The sequence below is a fragment of the Nonomuraea sp. PA05 genome (assembly GCF_008086045.1).
In the GTDB taxonomy this organism is placed as follows: domain Bacteria; phylum Actinomycetota; class Actinomycetes; order Streptosporangiales; family Streptosporangiaceae; genus Nonomuraea; species Nonomuraea monospora.
The window spans coordinates 252,468-275,285 of the sequence record NZ_VSEY01000008.1; the positions used below are offsets into that span (position 1 = coordinate 252,468).

Annotated in this window: 22 protein-coding genes; 11 read left to right on the top strand and 11 right to left on the bottom strand. The window is 70.1% G+C overall.

The window, feature by feature from the left end; genetic code table 11:
- Positions 1-26 precede the first annotated feature (26 nt).
- Together FXF51_RS15515 and FXF51_RS15520 are read left to right on the top strand one after the other, a co-directional pair.
- Positions 27-1,307 carry an alpha/beta fold hydrolase gene (locus FXF51_RS15515; RefSeq protein ID WP_148435137.1) on the top strand — a complete coding sequence of 427 codons (1,281 nt, stop codon included), beginning with the start codon at positions 27-29 and terminating at the stop codon, positions 1,305-1,307.
- 221 nt (positions 1,308-1,528) lie between these two features.
- Positions 1,529-2,428 carry a tyrosine recombinase XerC gene (locus tag FXF51_RS15520; RefSeq protein WP_262379561.1) on the top strand — a complete coding sequence of 300 codons (900 nt, stop codon included), beginning with the start codon at positions 1,529-1,531 and terminating at the stop codon, positions 2,426-2,428.
- A gap of 167 nt (positions 2,429-2,595) precedes the next feature.
- On the opposite strand, the gene FXF51_RS15525 is transcribed toward FXF51_RS15520, so the two are convergent.
- Complete coding sequence (locus tag FXF51_RS15525) at positions 2,596-3,441, bottom strand: M23 family metallopeptidase (protein ID WP_148435138.1); 846 nt, start codon at positions 3,439-3,441, stop codon at positions 2,596-2,598.
- Positions 3,442-3,505: 64 nt separating this feature from the next.
- Positions 3,506-5,113, bottom strand: coding sequence for an MFS transporter (locus FXF51_RS15530; protein ID WP_148435139.1), 1,608 nt, complete (start codon positions 5,111-5,113; stop codon positions 3,506-3,508).
- A 69-nt stretch (positions 5,114-5,182) separates the two neighbouring features.
- Between FXF51_RS15530 and FXF51_RS15535 the strand changes: the two genes are divergently transcribed.
- From FXF51_RS15535 to FXF51_RS15565, 6 genes are all read left to right on the top strand, one after another.
- On the top strand, positions 5,183-5,797 hold the full coding sequence (locus FXF51_RS15535; protein ID WP_148435140.1) for an ArsR/SmtB family transcription factor: 615 nt from the start codon (positions 5,183-5,185) through the stop codon (positions 5,795-5,797).
- Between the two features lie 549 nt (positions 5,798-6,346).
- The gene (gene rpsB, locus FXF51_RS15545) at positions 6,347-7,318 is read left to right on the top strand and encodes a 30S ribosomal protein S2 (protein WP_148435141.1); all 972 of its coding nucleotides are present in this window, start codon (positions 6,347-6,349) and stop codon (positions 7,316-7,318) included.
- 821 nt (positions 7,319-8,139) lie between these two features.
- Positions 8,140-8,973 carry a translation elongation factor Ts gene (tsf, locus tag FXF51_RS15550; protein ID WP_148435142.1) on the top strand — a complete coding sequence of 278 codons (834 nt, stop codon included), beginning with the start codon at positions 8,140-8,142 and terminating at the stop codon, positions 8,971-8,973.
- A gap of 155 nt (positions 8,974-9,128) precedes the next feature.
- On the top strand, positions 9,129-9,827 hold the full coding sequence (gene pyrH, locus FXF51_RS15555; RefSeq protein WP_222871302.1) for a UMP kinase: 699 nt from the start codon (positions 9,129-9,131) through the stop codon (positions 9,825-9,827).
- Positions 9,828-9,870: 43 nt separating this feature from the next.
- Positions 9,871-10,428, top strand: a complete 558-nt coding sequence (frr, locus tag FXF51_RS15560) for a ribosome recycling factor (protein WP_148435144.1) — start codon at positions 9,871-9,873, stop codon at positions 10,426-10,428.
- 104 nt (positions 10,429-10,532) lie between these two features.
- Positions 10,533-11,372, top strand: a complete 840-nt coding sequence (locus tag FXF51_RS15565; protein ID WP_187414387.1) for a phosphatidate cytidylyltransferase — start codon at positions 10,533-10,535, stop codon at positions 11,370-11,372.
- A gap of 99 nt (positions 11,373-11,471) precedes the next feature.
- Here FXF51_RS15565 and FXF51_RS15570 read toward each other — a convergent pair whose 3' ends face one another.
- On the bottom strand, positions 11,472-12,488 hold the full coding sequence (locus FXF51_RS15570) for a suppressor of fused domain protein (RefSeq protein ID WP_148435145.1): 1,017 nt from the start codon (positions 12,486-12,488) through the stop codon (positions 11,472-11,474).
- A 124-nt stretch (positions 12,489-12,612) separates the two neighbouring features.
- On the opposite strand from FXF51_RS15570, the gene rlmN reads away from it, so the two are divergent.
- Entirely contained in the window at positions 12,613-13,713 is a 1,101-nt protein-coding gene (rlmN, locus tag FXF51_RS15575) for a 23S rRNA (adenine(2503)-C(2))-methyltransferase RlmN (protein WP_148435146.1), read from the top strand.
- Positions 13,714-13,797: 84 nt separating this feature from the next.
- On the opposite strand, the gene FXF51_RS15580 is transcribed toward rlmN, so the two are convergent.
- Both FXF51_RS15580 and FXF51_RS15585 read right to left on the bottom strand, forming a co-directional pair.
- Positions 13,798-14,466 carry a hypothetical protein gene (locus FXF51_RS15580; protein WP_148435147.1) on the bottom strand — a complete coding sequence of 223 codons (669 nt, stop codon included), beginning with the start codon at positions 14,464-14,466 and terminating at the stop codon, positions 13,798-13,800.
- Entirely contained in the window at positions 14,463-15,212 is a 750-nt protein-coding gene (locus FXF51_RS15585) for an ATP-binding cassette domain-containing protein (protein WP_148435148.1), read from the bottom strand. Before FXF51_RS15585 ends, FXF51_RS15580 begins: the two co-directional genes overlap by 4 nt.
- A 117-nt stretch (positions 15,213-15,329) precedes the next feature.
- On the opposite strand from FXF51_RS15585, the gene FXF51_RS15590 reads away from it, so the two are divergent.
- On the top strand, positions 15,330-15,854 hold the full coding sequence (locus FXF51_RS15590) for a DivIVA domain-containing protein (protein WP_187414388.1): 525 nt from the start codon (positions 15,330-15,332) through the stop codon (positions 15,852-15,854).
- Positions 15,855-15,963: 109 nt separating this feature from the next.
- Here FXF51_RS15590 and FXF51_RS15595 read toward each other — a convergent pair whose 3' ends face one another.
- Complete coding sequence (locus FXF51_RS15595) at positions 15,964-16,614, bottom strand: HAD family hydrolase (RefSeq protein ID WP_222871289.1); 651 nt, start codon at positions 16,612-16,614, stop codon at positions 15,964-15,966.
- A gap of 19 nt (positions 16,615-16,633) precedes the next feature.
- On the opposite strand from FXF51_RS15595, the gene FXF51_RS15600 reads away from it, so the two are divergent.
- Positions 16,634-17,116, top strand: coding sequence for a GNAT family N-acetyltransferase (locus tag FXF51_RS15600; RefSeq protein WP_187414389.1), 483 nt, complete (start codon positions 16,634-16,636; stop codon positions 17,114-17,116).
- A 16-nt stretch (positions 17,117-17,132) separates the two neighbouring features.
- On the opposite strand, the gene FXF51_RS15605 is transcribed toward FXF51_RS15600, so the two are convergent.
- The 5 genes from FXF51_RS15605 to iolC form a co-directional block, all read right to left on the bottom strand.
- The gene (locus FXF51_RS15605) at positions 17,133-18,152 is read right to left on the bottom strand and encodes an AI-2E family transporter (protein WP_262379550.1); all 1,020 of its coding nucleotides are present in this window, start codon (positions 18,150-18,152) and stop codon (positions 17,133-17,135) included.
- Positions 18,153-18,284: 132 nt separating this feature from the next.
- The gene (iolD, locus tag FXF51_RS15610; RefSeq protein ID WP_148435228.1) at positions 18,285-20,129 is read right to left on the bottom strand and encodes a 3D-(3,5/4)-trihydroxycyclohexane-1,2-dione acylhydrolase (decyclizing); all 1,845 of its coding nucleotides are present in this window, start codon (positions 20,127-20,129) and stop codon (positions 18,285-18,287) included.
- Positions 20,129-20,971: a 5-deoxy-glucuronate isomerase gene (gene iolB / locus FXF51_RS15615; protein ID WP_148435152.1), complete on the bottom strand. Its 843-nt coding sequence runs from the start codon at positions 20,969-20,971 to the stop codon at positions 20,129-20,131. Before iolB ends, iolD begins: the two co-directional genes overlap by 1 nt.
- A complete protein-coding gene (locus FXF51_RS15620) occupies positions 20,968-21,873 on the bottom strand; it encodes a deoxyribose-phosphate aldolase (RefSeq protein WP_148435153.1) in 906 nt (301 codons plus the stop codon). The genes iolB and FXF51_RS15620 overlap by 4 nt, the downstream gene beginning before the upstream one ends.
- The gene (iolC, locus tag FXF51_RS15625) at positions 21,870-22,808 is read right to left on the bottom strand and encodes a 5-dehydro-2-deoxygluconokinase (protein ID WP_148435154.1); all 939 of its coding nucleotides are present in this window, start codon (positions 22,806-22,808) and stop codon (positions 21,870-21,872) included. Before iolC ends, FXF51_RS15620 begins: the two co-directional genes overlap by 4 nt.
- Between the last annotated feature and the right edge of the window lie 10 nt (positions 22,809-22,818).

Here is a 22,818-nt window from a genome sequence, read left to right on the forward strand (position 1 = left end):
TCAATGAGAAAGGTAGGTGGCGAGACATGGGAACTGCTGAAGCCGAGCCAGGTGCGGTTGCTGTCTCTGTGGTGGAGATGGCGTGTGAAGGGCGGTTCGGGGACATTGAGGCGTTGTTTGCGCCGTCGTTGCGGGCGGTGGTGAGCGCGCAGGTGCTGCGGGTGGCCTGGGAAGGCGAGGTCGTGGCGAAGCGGGGCGGGGTGTCCGGCGTTGGGCTGCCGGTGAGGGAGGCGGCAGATGCGGGGATGGTGCGGGTCAGCGTTCCTGTCGAATGTCGGGAGGGTGGGCTCACCCTGGTGACGGTGGTCGATGAGCAGGGCGGGTTGCAGGGGTTGCAGCTCGCGCCCGCGACGGTGGTTTCGTGGGAGCCGCCGCCTTACGCCGAGCCTGAGCGCTTCTTCGAGGAGGACGTCACGGTTGACGCTGGTGCTCATGCTGTCGGCGGGACGTTGAGCCTGCCGCGGGGTGAGGGGCCGTGGCCTGGTGTCGTGCTGCTCAGTGGTGGGGGGCCGTTCGATCGCGATGAGACGAGTGGGCCTAACAAGCCGCTCAAGGACCTGGCCTGGGGGCTGGCCAGCCGGGGCGTTGCTGTCCTGCGGTTCGACAAGGTGAGCTTCGTTCATCGGGAGATGATGGCCGCGGCCGGCTTCACGATGACCGGTGAGTACGTGCCGCATGCGGTGGCTGCTGTGCGGCTGCTGCAGGGGCGGTCCGAGGTGGATGCCGGGCGGGTCTTTGTCGTGGGGCACAGCATGGGTGGCAAGGTGGCCCCGCGCGTGGCCGAGGCGGAGGAGGCCGTGGCCGGGCTGGTGATTATGGCTGGGGACACGCAGCCGATGCATCGTGCTGCTGTGCGAGTGGCGCGGTATCTCGCGACCGTTAGTCCGGGCATGGTCACGGAGGCTGCGGTCGAGGGGTTCGTCGCGCAGGCGGCGATGATCGACAGCCCTGATCTGTCGCCTTCCACGGCCGCTGCGGAGTTGCCTTTCGGGCTGCCGGGCTCGTACTGGATGGATTTGCGCGACTATGACGCGGTGGCGACTGCGGCTGCCCTGGACAAGCCGATGTTCATCCTGCAGGGCGGGCGGGACTATCAGGTCACCGTTGCCGATGATCTGGCTGGGTGGCGGGCGGGGCTTGGTGGCCGTCCTGATGTCCTTATTCGGGTGTACGACGCCGATAATCACCTCTTCTTTCCTGGGGAGGGGGTTTCCACGCCTGCGGAGTATGAGTATGCGCAGCATGTCGATGGGGCTGTTGTCGCGGATATCGCGGAGTGGGTGGTCGCGACGGCGGTGGAGGGATGAGGCTGCTTGCTGTGCGTTTGATGGCGTGCGTCGTTGATTGTCGGTGGCTCGGTGAGCCAGGGGGGTCGCCAGTGGGGGAAGAAGGTCGGAGAAGTTGGGGCTGCGGTGAGAACTGGAACGGGGGTGGAGGGGCTTGGTGATGGATGCGACGTTTAGGAGTTTCAGTCAGGCTTAGAGAGTGTGGGAGGTCTGGTCTCGTTCGGCGGGTGGGCTGGATGGAGATGTGGAGGGGGTTAGGCGTGGACAGGGAAGAAGTCGTGGCTGAGTTCAGGCGGTATCTGCGGCTTGAGCGTGACCTTTCTCCGCATACGGTCCGGGCGTACCTGACTGATGTGAACTCGCTGCTCGACCACACGAACGGGGACGTTGAGGGGCTGGATATCGGGGTGCTGCGGGCATGGCTGGCGGGGCAGCACGCGGCTGGCAAAGCGCGGGCCACGCTGGCGCGGCGGACCGCGTGTGCTCGTACCTTCACCGCCTACTGCCATCGGCGAGGGTGGCTGCAGACCGATCCCGGGCTGCTGCTGGGCAGTGCGAAGTCGCCTCGGACGCTGCCTTCCGTGCTTGATCAGCGGCAGGCCGAGGCTGTGCTGGCCGCGCCTTCGGAAGGGGAGCCGAAGGAACTGCGGGATCAGGCGCTTCTTGAGTTGTTGTACGCCACCGGCGTGCGGGTGAGTGAGCTTTGTGCGCTCGATGTCGATGACGTGGATCGGGAGCGGAACGTCATCAGGGTGATGGGGAAAGGGCGCAAGGAGCGTTCGGTGCCGTTCGGGGTGCCTGCGTTGCGGGCGTTGGATCGGTGGTGCATTCATGGGCGGCCGTTGTGGATGCGGGCCGGGTCCGGGCCGGCGCTCTTTCTTGGGGTGCGGGGTGGACGTATTGACGCGGGGACTGTGCGGCGGGTTGTGCATGCGCGGTTGGCGCAGGTAGAGGGGGCGCCGGATATGGGGCCGCATGGGTTGCGGCACAGTGCGGCCACGCATTTGCTTGAGGGTGGGGCTGACCTGCGGAGTGTGCAGGAGTTGCTTGGGCACGCGTCGCTCAGTACGACGCAGATTTATACGCATGTGTCGATTGAGCGGTTGCGGGCGGCGTATCGGCAGGCGCATCCGAGGGCTTGATGTGCGGGTGAGGGCGGCACTGGCTTCGGGTTGAGGGAGTCAGTGTGGCCCTGGGGTGGCTTTTCGGGCTCTGGTCGTTCTGCGGCGTCGTTGTCTTCGGTGTTGGCCCTTTGCGCGGGCGCGTGGGTTTGGTTGAGGGCGGCGGCGGTTGCGGAAGAGGGCGGTGATCAGGAGGAGGGTCGTGATTGAGGCGCAGAGGGCCATGACTGTGATGGCGAGATGGGGTGAGGTACTGCGTCGCAGGGTGGCTTGGAACGTTCCCGTGGAGAGGGAGTGATCAGTAGAGGGGGTGAGGGGGCGGGAAGAAGGCGGGGGCGCAAGATCCTCGCTGGGGCTGGGGCTGGGGCTGGGGCTGGGGCTGGGGTCGGGACCGGGGCTGGGACCGAGGCTAGGACCGGGGGTGAGGGGGCGTGGGGGCGAGGTGCTGGGGAAGTTGTTGCCCGTGGGCGGGGCCTCGGTGCCGGTCGTGAGGGTTGCCGGGAGGGGTGGGGCCAGAAGGGGAGGAGTCGGGTGGGGGCGTGGCCCAGGAGTTGCAGAGGGTTCAGGTAGGTGGTGGCGCGACGCAGGCCCCAGTGGAGGCACGACTCCTCACAATGGTGCGTCGAAGGCTCCAGGACGCCGAGTCTGGCGCCTGAGGTGATGGGCTGGCCTCGCTGGACAGAGGCGCTGACGGGGAGGTAGGTCGTGCGCAGGCCGCCTTCGTGGACGATCGTGACCACGCCCTTGCCGGCGACCGGGCCCGCGAAGTGGATCGTGCCTGGGCCTGCGGCCAGGACGGGGGTGGCTGCCGGGGCGGCGAGGTCGATGCCGCGGTGGCCGGCGAGCCATGGCTCGGGGGGTGGGGTGAAGCGGCGCAGGATCCGCGGGTTGCCGTCGAGTGGCCATCGCCAGGTGGGCGGGGAGGCTCTTGCTGGGGGAGCAGGGGTGGTGGAGAAGAGCAGCGTCGTCGAGATGAGCAGGATCGCGGTGGCGGAGGCGGCTCTCGTCCAGGGGCTTGAGGGTGGGGTGGTCATGAGGGGAGTTTGGCGGGGGTGGGGAAGGGCGCGAGGAGGCGAACGTCGTTCTGTGGATAAGGGGTCAGGGTGCGGCGTGGCGCTTGCTTTCGATCAGGTGGGTTGTGGAGTCGGTGGGCGAGGGTGCCGGGGTGTGGAGGAGGGTGGTTCGGCGGCGTTGGGGGCGGAGCGGGGACGTCCAGATCCAGATGGTGCTGAGGGCGATGCCTGCCGCGCAGATGAGGATCACCGGGCGCAGGCCGATCAGTTCGGCCATGAAGCCGCCGGCGAGGCCGCCCAGGGCCAGGACGCCCTGCACCGCGAAGGTCGTGGTGGCGTTCACCCGGCCGCGTAGCTCCGGCGGGGTTTCCCTGAGGGTGATCGCGCCCATGCAGGTGGCGAAGGCGACGACGATGCCGCCTGTGATCGTGCCGGTCAGGGCGAGGAGGGCGAGTTTCCACCAGAGCGGGCCGGTCAGCAGGCCCACGGCGAGGATCTCGATGGGGAAGAAGATCACTGACACGAGCAGGACGCGGTTCTCGCCGTAGCGCTTGGACAGGCGGGCCGTCAGCCAGGCGCCGAACAGGCCGCCCGCGCCGCTCAGGGCGATGAGGACGCCGATCAGGGCCTTGGGGATGCCGAGGGTGTTCAGCATGTAGAGCATGTAGACGGCCGTGTAGGCCATGGCGAAGAAGTTGATCGTGACGCCGGCGCCCAGGAGAGCGCGAAGAACCGGGTTGGTGACGCTGGTCCTCAGTCCTTCGACGACGTCGCGCCACATGCTCTTGGAGGCGGCGGGGGTGTTGTGCTCGGGAGTTCTGATAGTGCGCAGGAGGAGGGCCGAGGTGAGGAACGCGAACGCCTCGGCCAGCACGGCCAGCGGCGCCGTGAGGAGTTGCACCAGGAGGCCCGCCAGGCCGGGGCCGCTGACTGACGCCACCGAGTAGGAGGCGTGGAAGCCGGCCATGGCCTCCGTTCGCTGGGACGGGTCGACGACTGCCGCGAGGTGGGGGAAGTTCGCGGCCTTGAAGAGCACGCCCGCTGTGCCGATCACCAGGGCGACGGCGATCAGCCAGATGACGTTCAGCAGGCCGAGCAGCCAGGCGATGGGGATCGTGGCCGCGGCCGCGCAGGAGGCGAGTTCGCAGGCGATCATCAGCGGGCGGTGGCGGGTCAGGCGGTCGGCGATGGCCCCCGATTGCAGGCCGAACAGGAGGACCGGGATCGAGGCGGCGGCGGTCAGGATGCCCATCTGGGAGGGGGAGGCGGTCAGCAGGGTGACCGCGGTCAGGGGGATGGCCAGCTTGGAGACCTCTGAACCGGTGACGGAGATGGTGCGGGCCGTCCAGAGGAGGCGGTAGTCGCGCTGCTTCCGTAGGGGAGGGAAGGGCGGCGGGGCTGGAGCGGCGGGACGGGGCGGAGCTGAGCGGGTGGGGAGGGGTGGGGCCGAGGAGGTAGCGGGCGACGGCGCTGAGGTGGTGGGAAGGGGCGGGGCTGAGGAAGTGGCGGGCGACGGCGCTGAGGTGGTGGGAAGGGGCGGGGCTGAGGCGGTGGGGAGGGGTGGAGTTTTGGAAGTTGGGGGCGAGGTGGGTTGGGGTGGCGGTGGGCGTTCGTCGGTGTGGTTTGTCGAGGTCGGAGGCGGGGTGGGGAGGTTGGAGGCGGCGGTGCTGGAGTTGTGAAGGGAACGCTTCATAACTATGAAGGTAACCCTTCATAGTTATGAAAGCAATGCTTCAGGCCTGAAGATGGGTACGTTTGGCGCATGACGCAGGAGAGAGAGGGGCTCAGCGATCCCAAGGCGATGCGGGCGCTGGCTCATCCGGCGAGGTTGATGATCCTCAACAGGCTTCGGGTGGAGGGCAGCGCCACCGCGACCGAAGTGGCGGAGATCGCGGGGATCACGCCTAGCGCCGCCAGCTATCACTTGCGGATGTTGGCCAAGTACGGCTTCGTCGAGGACGCGCCGCCGCGAGGGGACGGCCGGGAGCGGATGTGGCAGGGGGTGGACCGGCCGTTGAGCGTCGGGACTCGGCCCGACGACGAGCCCGACGTCCGGGCGGCCAAGACCATGCTGATCACTGCGTTCCGGCGGGATGCGAACGCGGAGGCTGATCGGGCTCTGGTCAATGCCGACATGGAGGCCGAGGAGTGGCGGGAAGTGACGCTGTTCAGCCGGCACCGGCTTCGGTTGGACGCGGCTGAGCTTGGGCGGTTGAGCAGGCGGATCGAGGAGTTGCTCGAGCCGTACTTCGCTCAGCGCCGGGACGAGAAGGAGGCTCCGGAGGGGGCCAGGGTTGTGGAGGCGCAGGTCAATCTGTTCCCGGTGGTGGCGAGGGCGGTGCCGGGGCTGCCTACCGAGGATCACGGCACCGGGTGAGAAACGCCGGGTGAGTGGTCGTCGTGGGCTTGGGGCCCGGGGGGCGGGCGTCGTGGGGATGGTGGCGCTGAGGGCGGGCGTCGTGGGCTTGGGGCCTGGAGGGCGGGCGTCGTGGGGATGGTGGCGCTGAGGGCGGGCGTCGTGGGCTTGGGGCCCCGAGGGTGGGCGCCGGAGGGAGTGGGCCGCTGGGGTGGTGTTGGGGGAGTGGGAGCGCGGGCGTCGTGGGAGTGGGAAAGCTACGGCGGTGGCCGGGGGGCCTGTGCGGTCGGCGGGGGAGGCGCGGGGGATGAGTGGGTGGTGGTGCCGGGGTAGGGGCCGATGTCCGTTTGACCGCGGACGGTCAGCCTGGGGTGGTGTGGGAGGTAGACTTTTCGGTGGCCTGTGACCACAGGCCGACTTCGCATGCCCCATTGCGGACCGCGCCATCGGTCCGGGCCATGTGCCCGGCGGGAGCGGGTTCGGGGCATCAGGGCGGCAGACGACGCGCTGCCGCGGCACAACCGAGAACCGCGCCCATCCGCAGGGCGCCAAGACCTGGAGGACCAGCACATGGCCCCCGTCGTCACCATGCGACAGCTGCTCGAGAGCGGCGTTCACTTCGGCCACCAGACTCGGCGCTGGAACCCGAAGATGAAGCGCTTCATCTTCACCGAGCGCAACGGCATTTACATCATCGACCTGCAGAAGTCTCTGTCGTACATCGACCGTGCCTATGACTTCGTGAAGGAGACCGTCGCCCACGGCGGCACGATCCTGTTCATCGGCACGAAGAAGCAGGCTCAGGAGGCCATCTCCGAGCAGGCCGCGCGGGTCGGCATGCCGTACGTCAACCAGCGCTGGCTGGGTGGCATGCTCACCAACTTCTCCACCGTGCACAAGAGGCTGCAGCGTCTGAAGGAGCTCGAGGAGCTCGACTTCGACAACGTCGCGGGCTCGGGGCTCACCAAGAAGGAGCTCCTCATGCGCCGCCGTGAGAAGGACAAGCTGGAGCGCACGCTCGGCGGTATCCGCGACATGGGCCGCGTGCCCAGCGCCGTGTGGGTCGTCGACACCAAGAAGGAGCACATCGCGATCAGCGAGGCCAAGAAGCTTGGCATCCCGGTCGTCGCGATCCTCGACACCAACTGCGACCCCGACGAGGTCGACTACCCGATCCCCGGCAACGACGACGCCATCCGCGCCGTCGGCCTGCTGACCAGGGTCGTCGCTGACGGTGTCGCCGCCGGTCTGATGGCGCGCTCCGGCGCCGCCCGCGGTGACGAGAAGCCGGCCGCCGCCGAGCCGCTGGCCGAGTGGGAGCGCGAGCTCATCGAGCAGGGCACCGCTGAGGCCCCTGCCGCCGCTGAGGCCGCTCCCGAGGCTCCGGCCGCTCCGGTCGCCGCCGAGGAGTCCGCTGCTGCCGAAGAGTCCGCTGCTCCTGAGGCTCCGGCCGCCGAGGAGGGCGCCACCGCTGAGGCGGCTGCTCCCGCCGAGGGTGAGGCCGAGGCCGCTGCTGAGGGCGAGACCGAGCAGCAGGCCTGACGTCCGCGCACCAGGGGCGCCGCTGCTCCGCCGCTGAGGTCCTCGGCTGAGGGCATCGTGTGGTGGGGCTGCGGTTCCCCGTGGCGCCGGTCTGGCGGGGTGCTGCTGCGGAGGTCCGGGTCGACCGGGCCGACGGCAGCACCGGGCCGGGGCCGGGCCGCGATGAACTGGGCTGCGGTGAGCTGCGACGGCTCGCCGGCTGGTTGGCGGGTGCTTGCGGGCTGGTTCTGCCGGTCAGCGAGTGTCTGTCGGCTGGTTCCGCTGGTTGGCGGGTGCTTGTCGGCTGGTTCTGCCGGTCGGTGAGCGTGTGCAGGCTGGTTCTGCCGGTCGGCGGGTGTACGCGCGAGTGCAAGGCAACGTGACAGCTGAATAAGGCAAACCACCGGGTGGCTGCGGGTCTCGGGTGGGCGGTCAGGCAAGGTGGGCGTTCCGGATCGGCAAACGGCTGAGACGGGACGGCATGCCGGGCGGGCCGCTCCGGGTCCCGGGCGGTAAGCCAGGCCAAGGCGAGGTGTCGGTGAGGCCAGGGTCTCCTGACGTCGTACGCCGGGGCCGGCTCATTGCCCGCAGGCTGGAAGGCGGAGGCGCGACGCGCCCGAAGGTGAGATCGTTGGGCGGTGCCGAGCCGAGGTGGTACGCCGAGGCGAGGCTGGGCAGTATGCCGAGCGAAGCAGCAGCGAAGCCGGGCCGCCCCGCGCCCCGAGCAAGACAAGGCTCCTGTACGGCGGGCGCCTGCCGTACGAACCCCGGGTGGGTGGCCGGATACCGGCTCCCGCCCGGACCACGATGACGACGACGAAATCCCACAAGGAAAAAGAGCAATGGCTTCCGTGAACATGGCCGACGTCAAGCGGCTTCGTGAGATCACCGCTGCCGGCATGATGGACTGCAAGAAGGCGCTGGAGGAGTCGGAGGGCGACTTCGACCGCGCGATCGAGCTGCTGCGCCTCAAGGGCGCCAAGGACGTGGGCAAGCGTGAGGCGCGCACCGCGTCCAACGGCCTGGTCGCGCTCAAGCAGGACGGCGACTCCTCCGCCGCGCTGGTCGAGATCAACTGCGAGACCGACTTCGTGGCCAAGGGCGAGCGCTTCCAGGAGCTGGCCGCCCAGGTCGTCGCGCACGTGCTGGCGACCAAGCCGGCCGACGTGGCGACGCTGGTCGAGTCCTCCTTCGACGGCAAGACCGTCAAGGAGCACCTCGACATCGCCAACGCCGCGCTCGGTGAGAAGATCGAGATTCGGCGCTTCTCGGTGCTGGAGGGCGGCTACATCGGCGCGTACATGCACAAGACGGACCCGGCGCTGCCGCCGGCCGTCGGCGTGCTGGTGCAGCTCGACAAGCCGAACGCCGAGGTCGCCAAGGACATCGCGCAGCACGCCGCCGCGATGGCGCCGCAGTACCTCAAGGCCGAGTCCGTTCCCGCCGAGGTCGTCGAGAAGGAGCGCAAGCTCTTCGAGGAGATGACCCGCGAGGAGGGCAAGCCCGAGGCCGCCATCGGCAAGATCGTCGAGGGTCGCGTGAACGGCTGGTACAAGGACTTCACGCTGCTGCAGCAGGCCTTCGTCAAGGACAACAAGAAGAGCGTGGGCAAGTACGCCGAGGAGAACGGCGTCGAGGTCCTCGGCTTTGTCCGCTTCAAGGTCGGTCAGGCTTAGGCTTAGGCAAGCTGCCAGCTCAACGATCCGCCGAATTGAAGGAGGCCGCCGCCGTGCAGGACCACCGGGAGTCAGCCCACGAATCCACACGGACGGCGGCTTCCTCATCTCAAGATCCACAAAATCCGCACAACCACCTCAGGTGGAAGCGGGTGATGTTGAAGCTTTCAGGAGAGGCGTTCGCCGGGGGCGAGCCGCTGGGCATCGACCCGATGATCGTCGATCACCTGGCCGACTCGATCACCGAGGCGGTCAAGGAGGGCGTGCAGGTCGCGGTCGTGGTCGGCGGCGGCAACATGTTCCGCGGCGCGACCCTCTCGCAGGGGGGCATCGACCGGACCAGAGCCGACTACATGGGCATGCTCGGCACGGTCATCAACTGCCTGGCGCTGCAGGACTTCCTGGAGCGGCGGGGCGTGGAGACCCGGGTGCAGACCGCCATCACCATGCAGCAGGTGGCGGAGCCGTTCCTGCCGCGCCGCGCGATCAGGCACCTCGAGAAGGGCCGTGTGGTCATCTTCGGCGCGGGGCTCGGCTCGCCGTTCTTCTCCACCGATACCGCCGCGTCCCAGCGGGCCCTGGAGATCGGCGCCGAGGCGCTGCTCAAGGGCACGCAGGTCGACGGGATCTACGACTCCGATCCACGCAAGAACCCGGACGCGGTCCGGTTCGACCACCTCGACTACGGCGAGGTGCTGCTGCGCGACCTCGCGGTCATGGACGCCACCGCGATCAGCCTGTGCAAGGACAACGATCTGCCGATTGTGGTCTTCGACCTCATGGGTGAGGGCAACATCCTGCGCGCGGTACGCGGTGAGAAAATCGGCACGCTGGTGAGTCCGGCAGGCAAATGACGGAGCGAGCCCGACACCGCCAGCTAGTAGACAGGGAGCCGCTGTGATCGACGAAACCCTCCTCGAAGCCGAGGACAAGATGGACAAGGCCGTATCGGTCGCGAAGGAGGACTTCGCGACCATTCGTACGGGCCGCGTCACCCCCTCGATGTTCAACAAGATCAACGCCGAGTACTACGGCACGCCGACGCCGATCCAGCAGTTGGCGTCCTTCCACGTGCCCGAGGCGCGCATGGTGACCATTCAGCCCTACGACAAGGGCTCGACGAATGCGATCATCAAGGCCATCCGCGACTCCGACCTCGGCGTGAACCCCACCGACGACGGCCAGGTGATCCGGGTGACGTTCCCGGAGCTGTCCGAGGAGCGCCGCAAGGAGTACATCAAGGTCGCCAGGAACAAGGGTGAGCACGCCAAGGTGTCGGTGCGCAACATCCGCCGCTCCGCCAAGGAGACCCTGGACAAGATGATCAAGGATGGCGAAGCGGGCGAGGACGAGGTCAGGCGGGCCGAGAAGGAGCTCGACGACCTCACTCAGAAGCACGTCGCGAAGATCGACGAGCTGCTCAAGCACAAGGAAGCCGAGCTGCTCGAGGTCTGAGCGGCGCGCCGCACGGCGGGTCGCCTGGAGCGGTCCGCCGCCCGTAGCGGGTCACTCACGGCCCTCGCCGCCGATGGCGGGGGCCGTGGCTCTTGGAGAAGTCTGTGGAAGAACGTACGGCTGGCACCAGCTCGAGCGGCGGCAGCCGTACCGGAAGGAACCTGCCCGCCGCGATCGCCGTCGGCCTGGTCCTGGCCGGGCTGGTCATCGGCACCGTGTACACGATCAAGGAGCTGTTCCTCGTCGTGGTCGCGGGCGCCGTCGGCGTCGGCGTGCTGGAGCTGGTCAAGGCCTTCGCCACCCGTGACATCAAGGTGCCCGCCGTCCCTGTGCTCGCGGGCCTGGTGGCGATGCAGGTGGGGGCGTACTGGGGCGGGCCCGAGTGGCTGCTGGCCACGTTCGCGATCTTCGCGTTCGTGCTGCTGATCTGGCGGATGTTCAGCGACGGGACGGCCGGTTACGTCCGTGACGCGTCGGCGTCGGTGTTCACGCTGTTCTACCCGGCGATGCTGAGCGCGTTCGTGGCGCTGATGCTGCATCCGGACGACGGCAACCACCGCGTGCTGATCTTCATCGCGGTGACCGTGGCGAGCGACATCGGCGGCTATGTCGCGGGTGTGCTGTTCGGCAGGCACCAGCTCACGGTGATCAGCCCGAAGAAGACCTGGGAGGGGCTGGCGGGGTCGGTCGTCGCGTGCACGGCGGTCGGGGCCTGGCTGGTGATGTGGCTGCTGGACGGCCAGTTCTGGCAGGGTGCGCTGATCGGGGCGCTGGCGGCGCTGCTGGCCACCGTGGGCGACCTGATCGAGTCGATGATCAAGCGGGATCTCGGCATCAAGGACATGGGGACGATCCTGCCGGGGCACGGCGGGCTGATGGACCGGCTGGACTCGCTGGTGACGACGCTGGTTCCGGTCTGGCTGCTGATGACCCTGTTCTTCTGACCTGGCCGGCCTGCGGGGCCTGCGAGTTTTGTGGGGCTCAGTGGGTCTGCGGGGCTTGCGGGGCCTGCGAGTCTTGTGGGGCCTGCGAGTCGGTGGGGCTCAGTGGGTCTGCAGGGCCTGCGTGGTGACGGGTGAGAGCCAGAGCCACCGGACGATCTCACCGCCGAACGCGAACCCTGACATGTCGGGCATGTGGGCCGGGTTGGCCTGCATGAGGACCCCCGAGTACTGCGGCCCCAGCGGGAACGTCGAAGGCTCGTGATACCACTTCGCCGTGTGCCCGTGGCCCAGCCAGGTGACCGAGTGCCACGGATACTGCGACAGCCACACCAGCAGCAGCGCCGCGTCCTTCGGGTCGTCGCGGGTGGCCACGGCCAGCTCGATCCTGGCGTACGCGCCCGGCTTGTCGATCCACTGCTCCACCGTCGGCATGCGCTGGCAGCTCATCCCCACCGTGGACAGCACCGTGAAGCCGCGATCGCCGTGCGGCGGCCGCTCGGTGATGCCGACCGTCGGCAGCCGCTCGCCGCTGGCGTCCCAGTAGCGGCCCGCCGGGCCCAGCACCCGGTCGAGATGGCCCATCACGAACTGCTGGAACGACGGCCACGACCCCTCACCGTGCCGCCACCGCCAGTAGGACCTGGCGTTCGAGATCCGGGGACGCAGCCCTTCGAGCGCCTCCGACAGCGCCCAGGCGAACGGCGACTCGCCCACGGCGTCCCGCGCGTAGCCGGGCATGCCCCTGCTCATGTCGGCCCAGCCGGGGATGACCGCGAGCAGCTCGTCGTCCTCGTACAGCGCGACGCCGTCGCCCTCCTCGAACCACAGCGGGCTGAGCTGCCCGAGCGGCCGGCGGCCGTCGGGGTGCAGCGTGTTCGCCCTCGGCATCAGCGGCGGCAGGCCCGCGTTGATGCGGGCCAGGTCGACGACGGCGGGGGCGGGGCGATGGTTGGCCAGCCAGACGGCTCCGTGGACCGTGCCGTCCGGTGAGCACAGGTAAGCTACCGAGGAGTCCTCGTCCCGCTCGACCACGAGCGTCCGGCTCCCGTACGGGTTGCCGGCGGCGAGCACGACCTCGGTGCCACCCTCGCCAGATGCCGACCGAAAAATCGCCATACGAGATGACTGTAGATCGGGCGGAGACCAAGACGCGAGCCGTAGTGAGACCAGGAATGCCACCTCCGATCCGAACGTTGATTACCCTGGTCGCAAACCCCTCAAGCTAAGCAAAGGCAGCACAGTGTCCCAGCCTCCAGGTCAGCTCACCTTCGTCGCGCCGCGGCGGGCCAAGCCCGCACGGCACCTGGCCGACCTGTCGATGGCCGACCGGCGGGCCGCCGTGACGGAGCTGGGCGAGAAGGCCTTCCGCGCCGACCAGCTCTCCCGCCACTACTTCGAACGCCTCACCACCGACGTGCAGGCGATGACCGACCTGCCCGCGGCGGCCAAGGACAAGCTGTCGGCGCTGCTGCCCACCTTGCTCACGCCGGTCAAGGAGCAGACCACCGACGGCGGCACCACCCGCAAGACGCTGTGGAAGCTGTTCGACGGGGCGCTGGTGGAGTCGGTGCTCATGCGCTACCCCGACCGCGTCACCATGTGCGTGTCGTCGCAGGCCGGGTGCGGCATGAACTGCCCGTTCTGCGCCACCGGACAGGCCGGGCTGACCAGGAACATGTCCACCGCCGAGATCGTCGAGCAGGTCGTGGCAGGCGCCCGCGCGCTGGCCGCCGGCGAGGTGCCCGGCGGGCCCGGGCGGGTCAGCAACGTCGTGTTCATGGGCATGGGCGAGCCGCTGGCCAACTACAAGCAGGTCATCGGGGCGGTGCGCCGCCTGGTCGAGCCCGCCCCCAACGGGCTCGGCATCTCCGCGCGGGGCGTCACCGTCTCCACCGTGGGGCTGGTGCCCGCCATCAACAAGCTCGCCGACGAAGGGCTGCCCGTCACGTTGGCGCTGTCGCTGCACGCGCCCGACGACGAGCTGCGCGACACGCTGGTGCCGATCAACACGCGCTGGAAGGTCGGCGAGGTGCTCGACGCCGCCTGGGCCTACGCGGCCAGGACCAAGCGGCGGGTGTCCATCGAGTACGCGCTGATCAAGGACATCAACGACCACGAGTGGCGGGCCGACCTGCTCGGCAAGCTGGTCAAGAACAAGCTCGTGCACGTGAACCTGATCCCGCTCAACCCGACGCCCGGGTCCAAGTGGACGGCTTCGCGGCCGGAGGATGAGCGGGCGTTCGTGCGGCGGCTGGAGTTCCACGGCGTGCCGGTGACGGTGCGTGACACGCGCGGGCGCGAGATCGACGGCGCCTGCGGGCAGCTCGCCGCCGCCGAGTAACGCGAGGCAGGGGTACGGGCGGAGCCCCGTTCGGGGCGGTGGGCCTCGGGGCGCGTCAAGGCTGCTGGAGGGGCCTGGCGTGTGTCATGAGCGGCGGCGGAGCCAGCCGTACGTCGCCAGGCCGAGCAGGCACCACGCCAGCGAGATCGCGGCCAGCTCCGGGAAGCGGCCGAGCAGCTCGCCGGTGTTGGCGGCCTTCATCCACGAGATGAGCGGCACCGTCAGCCAGTACAACGATGTCGAGCTCAGCAGCAGCATCGCCAGGAAGCCCAGCAGCAGGCCCATGATCGAGAAGGCCGGCGACGGCAGGATGGCGCGGCTGGTGAGGGCGCCGAGGGCGGTGCCCGCCAGGGCGGCGAGCACGTACAGGACGAGCGCCACCAGCAGCAGGCCGGACGTGGGCGACCCGGAGACGCCGGCCAGCAGAGCCCAGCCCAGGCCGAGCGCCGCGAACACCGCGCACGCCGTGAACGCCGCCAGCAGCCCCGCCGCCACCTCCTTGCCCCGCCCGCCGACCTGGATGGCCGACATCTCACGTTGCCGGTCCGGCTCGGTGTCCAGCAGGCTTCTGGCGGCCCAGGCGAGGACGGGCACGAGGAGTACGGCGCCGTCCACGAGCACGGTGGCCTCGGCGCCCTTCGGCGCGCGGCTGCCGTGGACGATGGCCAGCAGGGCGAGGGTGAGCAGCAGCGCCTGGAACACGCGGTGGGAGCGCACGTAGGCGGCCAGGCGGTAGGCGGCCAGGGCGATCATGCGGTCTCCTCGGTCTCACGAGCGGCCTGTGGCGGGATCTCGTGGGCTCGCAAGCCCTCCTCGCGCATCCTGGCCAGGAAGCGGGGCAGCTCCTCGGCCGGTAACGTCACGGCCACGGTGGCCTGCGCGGCGGCGACCGGCGACGGCGCCACCGTGCTCTCCTTGAGGTGACCGTCCACCATCGACCAGTGACGCAGCCCGGGCAGCCCGCGCAGGCCGCCCTGGTGGTCGCTGGCGATGACGATGCCGCCCCGTCCCGCCACCTCGGTCGCGATCGCGGGCAGCGCCTCCCGGGTGTCGGCGTCGAGGCCGGCGAACGGCTCGTCCAGGATGAGCAGGCCAGGATCGGCCATCAGCGCCTGAGTCAGCCCCACCTTGTGCGCGCTGCCCTTCGACAGGTCGCCGAGCGGCGTGCCGAGCAGGTGCCCCATGTTGAGGCGTTCGATCCACGGCTCCCAGCGGGCGCCGCCGCGTACGCGGGACATGTGCCGCAGGTACGCCGTGACCGTGAACGGCTGGGCGGCGGGGAACCGGTCGGGCGCGAAGCCGACCACCGGCGGCCGGTCGGCGATCGTGCCCGTGGTGGGCCTGGCGAGGCCGGCCAGGAGCCGGAGCAGCGTGGACTTGCCCGCTCCGTTCGCGCCGGTCAGCTCGATCACGTCGCCGGGGGCGAGCGGGGCGTCGGCGTCTTCGATGACGAGAGGATCACGTCTTCGGTACCGGAAGGAAATCTTGGACAGGCGCATGATCCCGTAACGGTATATGTCGTGTCGCAGGCTCGGCGTAAAGGTCCGACAATGGAGGGACCCCCAGCACGAAACTCAAGAGGAGTGAGCTTGAACCGCTTTCCGCGCGTCATGGGTATGCGTTCAGGCTATGACCCCGTCGAGGTTGACGCCCTGATCGGGCGGATCGAGTCGACCCTCGGCAGAGGCTCTCACCTGTTGGAGCCCGTCACCGCCGACGAGGTCCGCACGGCCACGTTCCGCGCCAAGCGCGGTGGTTACCAGGAGACCGCCGTCGACTTCGCGCTCGAGGCGTTCGTGGTGGCGCTGGAGGCCCAGGCCAAGCGGCCCATCCGCCTGGCCATGGCCGAGCCCACCGGCGAGATGCTGCGCGAGCAGTGGTTCGAGACGCAGGCCGCGCGGGTCGAGCGGGTGGCCTTCCGTCCCGGCCGCATGGGCACCGGTTACAACGAGGACGAGATCGACGCGTTCCTCGACCGGATCGTGGCCACGTTACGCGGCACGACCGACTATCCGCTCAAGGCCAAGGAGGTGCGGGACGCGAAGTTCTCGACCGTGATGTTCAGGCCCGGGTATCTGATCGCCGACGTGGACGCGTTCCTCGCGGGCATCGCCGACGTCCTGGAGCAGCGGGCGCTGTAGGCGGCGACTTCGACCTCGGCGAGCGGCCCGTGCTCCCGGCGGCTGCTCGATGCGATGAGCAGCTCGCGGCTCGAGGGGGTTACTCGACTGCGGCGAGCAGCCCCGTGTTCTAGGCGGTGGCTTCGACTGCGGCGAGCAGGCCGCGCAGGTCGGGCTGGGTGTGCGGGACGATCGAGGCGTCGGCGGGCCGCATGCCGTGCCGGTTGATCCACACGCGACGCAGCCCCAGCCGATGCGCGGGCTCCATGTCGTGGAAGTAGCTCTGGGCCACGTGCACCCACACCTCCGGCTCGTAGGAGCCCCTGAACAGCTCGAAGTGCGCGTCCGCCGGCTTGTACGCCCCCGCGTCCTCGGCCGTCACCACCGCCTCGAACGGCACCGGCAGCCGCCGCCGCGTCCCGGCGATGAGGTCGCGGTCGCAGTTGGTCAGCAGCGCCAGCCGCCACCCCGCCTCGCGCAGCGCCGTCAGCTCGGCCCGAACGTCGGGGAACACCGGCCAGTACGGCAGCGTCGTGGCCAGCACGCCGGCGTCGTCCGGGCCGAGATCCACCTTCTCCTCCTCGCACGCCCTGCGCAGCGTCTCGGCCAGCACGTGGCGGTAGCGCATCGCGGGGGACTCGGCCTGGACGAGGTGCTCATGCCGGTTGTACGCCTCCAGCAGCCGCGCCCCCTGCCCCGGCGCGATCAGTTCGGCGCTGGTGCCGATGCCGTGCCGCCAGTCGACCAGAGTCCCGAAACAGTCGAACGTAACCCATCGCATGGATCCCATAATGACGGTCATGAGCATTTCCGTCCGTGATATCGGGCCCGATGACCTTCCGGTGGTCACCCGCGTCATCACCGGGAGCTGGGGCGGCACCACGCTGATGATCCTGGGCAGCGGCAGGCAGGTGGACGTGACGGAGCTGCCCGGCTTCATCGCCGAACTCGACGGTGAGGTGGCCGGGCTCGTCACGTACCTGGAGGACGAGGGCGCGGTGGAGATCGCCTCACTCGATGCGGTGATGCCCGGCAAGGGAGTGGGGAGGGCGCTGCTCGACGCGGTGCGGGCGGTCGCCGCCGAGCGGGGCGTGGCGCGGCTCTGGCTGATCACCACGAACGACAACACGCACGCCCTGCGCTTCTACCAGCGCTACGGGTTCGATCTCGTCGCCCTGCACAGGAACGCCATGGACCGGGTGCGCGCCATCAAGCCGAGCATCCCGGCCGAGGCCGACGGCATCCCGATCAGGCACGAGCTGGAGCTCGAACTTCTCCTGTAGGAGGACGCGGGTGGGCTCAGGCGGAGTGGGCAGGCTGGGTGGAGCGTGGGTGGCGGAGCAGGGCGACGATGACGGAGGTCACCGGGGCGGCCAGGAACGCGCCGGTGATCCCCGCGATGACGCTGCCCACCGTGATCGCCACCAGGATGACCGCACCCGGCAGGTCGAGCGCCTTGCCGTAGATCTGGGGCGCCAGCACGTGCCCCTCGATCTGCTGCACCGCCACGGTCACCGCCACCACGATCAACGCCACCAGCCATCCCTTGGCCACGAGCGCCACCACGGCCGCCAGCAACCCCGCGAAGAACGCCCCCACCACCGGCAGGAACGCCCCCACGAACGTCAGCACCGCCAGCGGCAGCGCTACCGGCACGCCCAAAATCCACAGCGAGATCCCGATGAAGAACGCGTCCACCAGCCCCACGATCGCGACCCCGTGGATGTAGCGGCCGATCACCGAGAAGATCAGGTCACCGGTCTCGGCCACGCGGGTCCGCATCCCGGCCGGCAGGAGCTCGACCAGCCAGCGGAAGAGCCGGTCGCCGGCGTGCACGAAGTACACCGACAGGATGATAGCCAGGACGGCGCCGACCACGATCTCGCCCACGGTCCTGACCCCGGCCAGCGCCCCGGTGGTGATCTGGCGGCCCTGCGTGGACAGGTACTCCCTGGCCTGCGCGACGAGCTGCTGGTCGTTCAGCCCCAGGTGGGACGCCAGCACGTGCAGGTCGTCGAGGACCTTGCCGACGCTGGCCCGCAGCTCCGACACGCTGGCCACCGTCGGCGGGACCACCAGCGCGATCAGCGCGCCGGCCAGCACCAGGCCGCCGACGAAGACGATCGTGGTGGCCGCGGCCCTGCCCAGGCCGCGTCTGCGCAGCCAGCGGGCCGGGGGGAGCAGCAGCGCGGTCAGGAAGACGCCGATGATGATCGAGATGGCCACCGTCCGCACGTGGTAGAGGCAGAAGAAGGCCACCGCGATGACCGCCAACCACCCCAGCAGCCGCCACGGCCCCATCCCGCTACCCCCGATCATGCCTGGTCAGAGGCGTTCCCCCCGGTGATCGCGGGCAACCCTGATCAGGCGGGCGGGCTGGGGTGAGGAGGGAAGGGCCGGGCGGGTGTCTGGCGTACCGGGGTCAGGCGAGTCGGGGTGAGGCGGGCTGGGTCAGGTGGGTGGGGTGAGGTGGGGGCGTTGCGAGCGCTTGTTCGCCTCGTACGTCTCCCGCGCCGCATAAGTGGCACTCGTCGTGGCCACCTCCGCCACCGGCACGTCCCACCAGGCCTCCGAGGACGGCACGTCGTCGGCCATCCGGTCCGTGCGCACGTAGATGACCGTGGTCGAGGCGGCCGATCGGGCGGTGTCGAGCGCCTTGCGCAGGTCCGCGACGGTCTCGGGCCGCAGCACGGTGGCGCCCAGGCTGGCGGCGTTGGCGGCCAGGTCGACCGGCAGGGGCCCGCCGTCGCGGCGCTGGTAGGCGGTGCCGAGCCGCTCGGCGCCGACGCTCTCCGACAGGCGGCCGATGGAGGCGAAGCCGGAGTTGTCCACCAGCACCACGACCAGCTTGACGCCGTCGGAGACGGCCGTGACCAGCTCCTGCGCCATCATCAGGTAGGAGCCGTCACCCACCAGCACGAACACCTCGCGCTCCGGGGCGGCCAGCTTCACCCCCAGCCCGCCGGCGATCTCGTAGCCCATGCAGGAGTAGCCGTACTCCACGTGGTAGCTGCCGGGGCCGCTGGGCCGCCAGAGTTTGTGCAGGTCGCCGGGCATGGATCCGGCCGCGCACACCACCACGCCGTCGTCGCCCGCCGCCGCGTTGACGGCCCCGATGACGGCGGCCTGCGGGATCGGCGTGCCATCCAGCGCGTACGCGGCGTCCACGGCGGTGTCCCACGCCCGGGTCAGCTCGGCGGCGCGCTCACGGTAGGCGGCGGGCGTGCCGTGGCCCGCGCACGCTTTGGCCAGGTCGCTGAGGCCTTCGCGGGCGTCGGCGACGAGTTGCAGGCCGGAGAGCTTGGCGGCGTCGAAGCCGGTGATGTTGAGGTTCAGAAACGCGGCGTCCGGGGCGAAGATCGTGCGGGAGGCGGTGGTGAAGTCGCTGTAGCGGGTGCCGACGCCGATGATCAGGTCGGCCTCGCGAGCCAGCGTGTTGGCGGCGGTGGTGCCGGTGGCGCCGATGGCGCCGAGCGCGAGCGGGTGACCGTACGGGAGTGCGCCCTTGCCCGCCTGCGTCTCGGCGACCGGGATGCCGCACGCCTCGGCGAACGCCTGGAGCTGGGCCGTGGCCTCGCTGTAGATCGTGCCGCCGCCCGCCACGATGATCGGGCGGGCCGCCGACCTGATCAGCTCGGCGGCGCGGGCCAGGGCAGCGCGTTCCGGGCGCGGCCTGGGGATGTGCCAGACGCGGCGGGCGAACAGCTCATCCGGCCAGTCGAACGCCTCCGCCTGCACGTCCTGCGGCAGCGCCAGCGTCACCGCGCCGGTCTCGGCCGGGTCGGTGAGCACCCGCATGGCGGCCAGCAGCGCGCTGGGGAGCTGTTCTGGGCGGTTGACGCGGTCCCAGTAGCGGGAGACGGGCTTGAAGCAGTCGTTGACGGAGATGTCGTACGAGCGCTGGTCCTCCAGCTCCTGGAGCACCGGGCCGGCGGCGCGGGTGGAGAAGATGTCGCCGGGCAGCAGCAGCACGGGCAGGCGGTTGATGGTCGCGCCGGCCGCGCCGGTGATCATGTTGGTGGCGCCGGGGCCGATCGAGGTGGTGCAGGCCAGCGTGGACAGGCGGTTGGCGGCGCGGGCGTAGGCGGCGGCGGTGTGCACCATGGCCTGCTCGTTGCGGCTCAGGCGGTAGGGCAGGTCCTCGGTGGAGGTGGCGAGCGCCTGGCCCAGGCCGGCCACGTTGCCGTGGCCGAAGATGCCGGCGCAGCCGCCGAAGAACCGGCGTTCCGCCCCGTCGCGCTCGCTCCACTGGCGGGCCAGGAAGCGCACGACCGCCTGTGCGACGGTCAAACGGATCACGAAGTCCTCCCGAACGGCAGTCTGGGGTCGATGGGCTGGGCGTCCCAGGAGGAGCGGATCCAGGTGTGGCGAGGGTCGTCGCAGAACGCCATCGAACGTTGCTCCGCGGGGCCTGCCAGGACGTTCAGGTAGTACAGGTCGTAGCCGGGCGCGGCCATGGAGGGGCCGTGGTAGCCGTAGGGGACGAGCACCACGTCGCCCGAGGAGACCTCGGCGAGGGTGTCGATGTGGCCGCGTTCTGAGGAGTAGACGCGCTGGTAGCCGATGCCCTGGTCGGCCACCTCGAAGTAGTAGATCTCCTCCAGGACCGCCTCGCCCTCGCCCGGGGTGTCGTGCTTGTGCGGGGGGTAGGAGGACCAGTTGCCGCCGGGGGTGAGCACCTCGACGGCCATGAGCTTGTGGCAGCCGCCGAAGGCGTCGGGGGAGCAGAAGTTGTTGACCTGGCGGGTGGCCTGGCCGGCGCCTCTGATCTCGACGGCCACCTCGGCGGCGGCCACGTAACGCGGGGGGAGCGCCTGGGTGGCGCGGGCGGAGGGGAACGCGATGCGGCCCGCGCCCTCGACGGTCACCTGCGTAGAAATCGGGATATAGGCGAAATCGGAGGGGCTGTCGAACACCGAGGAGCGGCCGTTCAGCACGAACGTGTCGCCCGGGATGGAGACCGTGCACGAGCCTGCCAGGGGGAGAACGAGCATCTCCTCCTCGCCCGTGTCGAAGGACAGCGGGGCGTCCGTCAGATCCGCCACGCGCAGCCCCGAGTAGGTCCAGCCGGCCGCTGACGGGGTGATCTCGACCGACCAGGGGCCGCTGGCGGTCTTGCCGTACGGAAGGTGAGTCATGTGCGGGCCTCTCGTACCAGTGCGGCGGCGCCGTCCACCGCGGTCGCCACGTCGTCGTCGGGAGGGTAGAGCAGGGCGCGCCCGACGACGAGGCCGCGCACGCCGGGCAGGCTCAGCGCGCGGTGCCAGTCGGCGTAGGCGGCGTCGATGTCCGGCGGGTCGCCTCCCAGGAGCAGGGCGGGCAGCGTGGTCGCGGCCATCACCCGCTCCATCTCCGCCACGGCCGGGATCTTCAGCCAGGTGTAGGCCGAGGTGACGCCGAGCGCCTGGGCGACGCTGATCGCGCGGATCACGGCGTCGGGCGACAGGTCGTTGCGCAGGGCGCCCGACTCCGAGCGCAGCGACCAGAACGGCTCCACCATGGCCACCAGCCGCCGCCTGGCCAGCTCGGTGACCGCGCGGGCGCAGGACTCCAGCGTCGTCACGGTGGCGTGGTCGGACGGGTCGATGCGGCAGAGCATCTTGCCGCCGTCGAGCCGCATGGTGTCGATGGCGGCGGCGTCGAAGCCGGTGAATCGGTCGTCCACCTCGAAGACCGAGCCCTGCAGCCCGCCGCGGTTCATGGAGCCGAAGGCCAGCTTGCCCTCCAGGGCGCCCAGCAGCAGCAGGTCCTCCAGGACGTCGGGAGAGGCCAGGATGCCGCCCACGCCGGGCCTGGACAGCGCCAGCCGCAGGCGGTCGAGCAGATCCACGCGGCTGGCCATGGCGAAGGGCCGGTCACGCACGCCGAGTGCGCCGCGCGCCGGGTGGTCGGCGGCGATGATCAGCAGCCGCTCGCCCTCACCCGGCAGGCCGCGGCGCTGCCGCCGGGCCGCGGCCGCGGCGATCTCCTCCGGCTGGGTGGCGCGGATGCGGGTGAGCCGCCCGTAGTCGGCCGACCGGGACAACGCGATGTCGCTCAAGAGCGCGCCCCGTTCAGCAGGTCTTCCACCTCTGAGGTGGACGGCATGGCGTCGGCGCAGGCCAGGCGGGCGGCCACGTACGCGCCCGCCGCGTTGGCGAAGCGGAGCGTGCGCTCCAGCGGCCAGCCGCGCAGCAGGCCGAGGCAGAGGGCGCCGCCGAACGCGTCTCCCGCGCCGATCCCGTTGACCACCTTCACCTCCATGGGCTCCACCCAAGCGCTCTCCTCGGAGGTACGCGCGAAAACCCCTTCCGGGCCCATTTTCACGATCGCGAGCCGTACGCCGGCGTCGAGCAGGGCCTGCGCGGCGGCCTCAGGATCGCGTACGCCGACCGCGACCTCCACCTCCTCCAGGTTCCCCACGGCCACGTCCGCCAGCGGCAGCATGCCGCGCGCCGCCTCGTGGGCCGCCTCGCGCGACTCCCACAGCACCGACCGGTAGTCGAGGTCGAACACCGTCCACCCGGACGTGCGCGCCGACAGGGCGGCGGCGTGGGTGGCGGCGCTCGGCTCCTGGCTCAGCCCGGTCAGCGAGAACCAGAACAGCCCGGCTGCCGCGATCGCGTCCAGGTCGAGCACCGACGGGGAGATCTGCAGGTCGGGCGGGTGCTCGCCGCGGTAGAAGTAGATCGGGAAGTGGTCGGGAGGGAAGATCTCGCAGAACGTGACGGGCGTGGGCCGGCCCTCGACGGTGGTCACGAAGGCGTCGTCCACGCCGAAGCCGCGGATCGCCCGGCGCACGTAGTCGCCGAACGGGTCGGCCCCCACGCCGGTGATCACCGCGGAGCGCAGCCCGTGGCGGGCCGCCGCGACGGCGACGTTGGTGGGGCTGCCGCCGAGGAACTTGCCGAAGGTCTCGACGTCGGCCAGGCCGACCCCGGTCTGCAGCGGATAGACGTCGACGCCGGAGCGGCCGATCGTGATCAGGTCGTACAACAGCACCTCC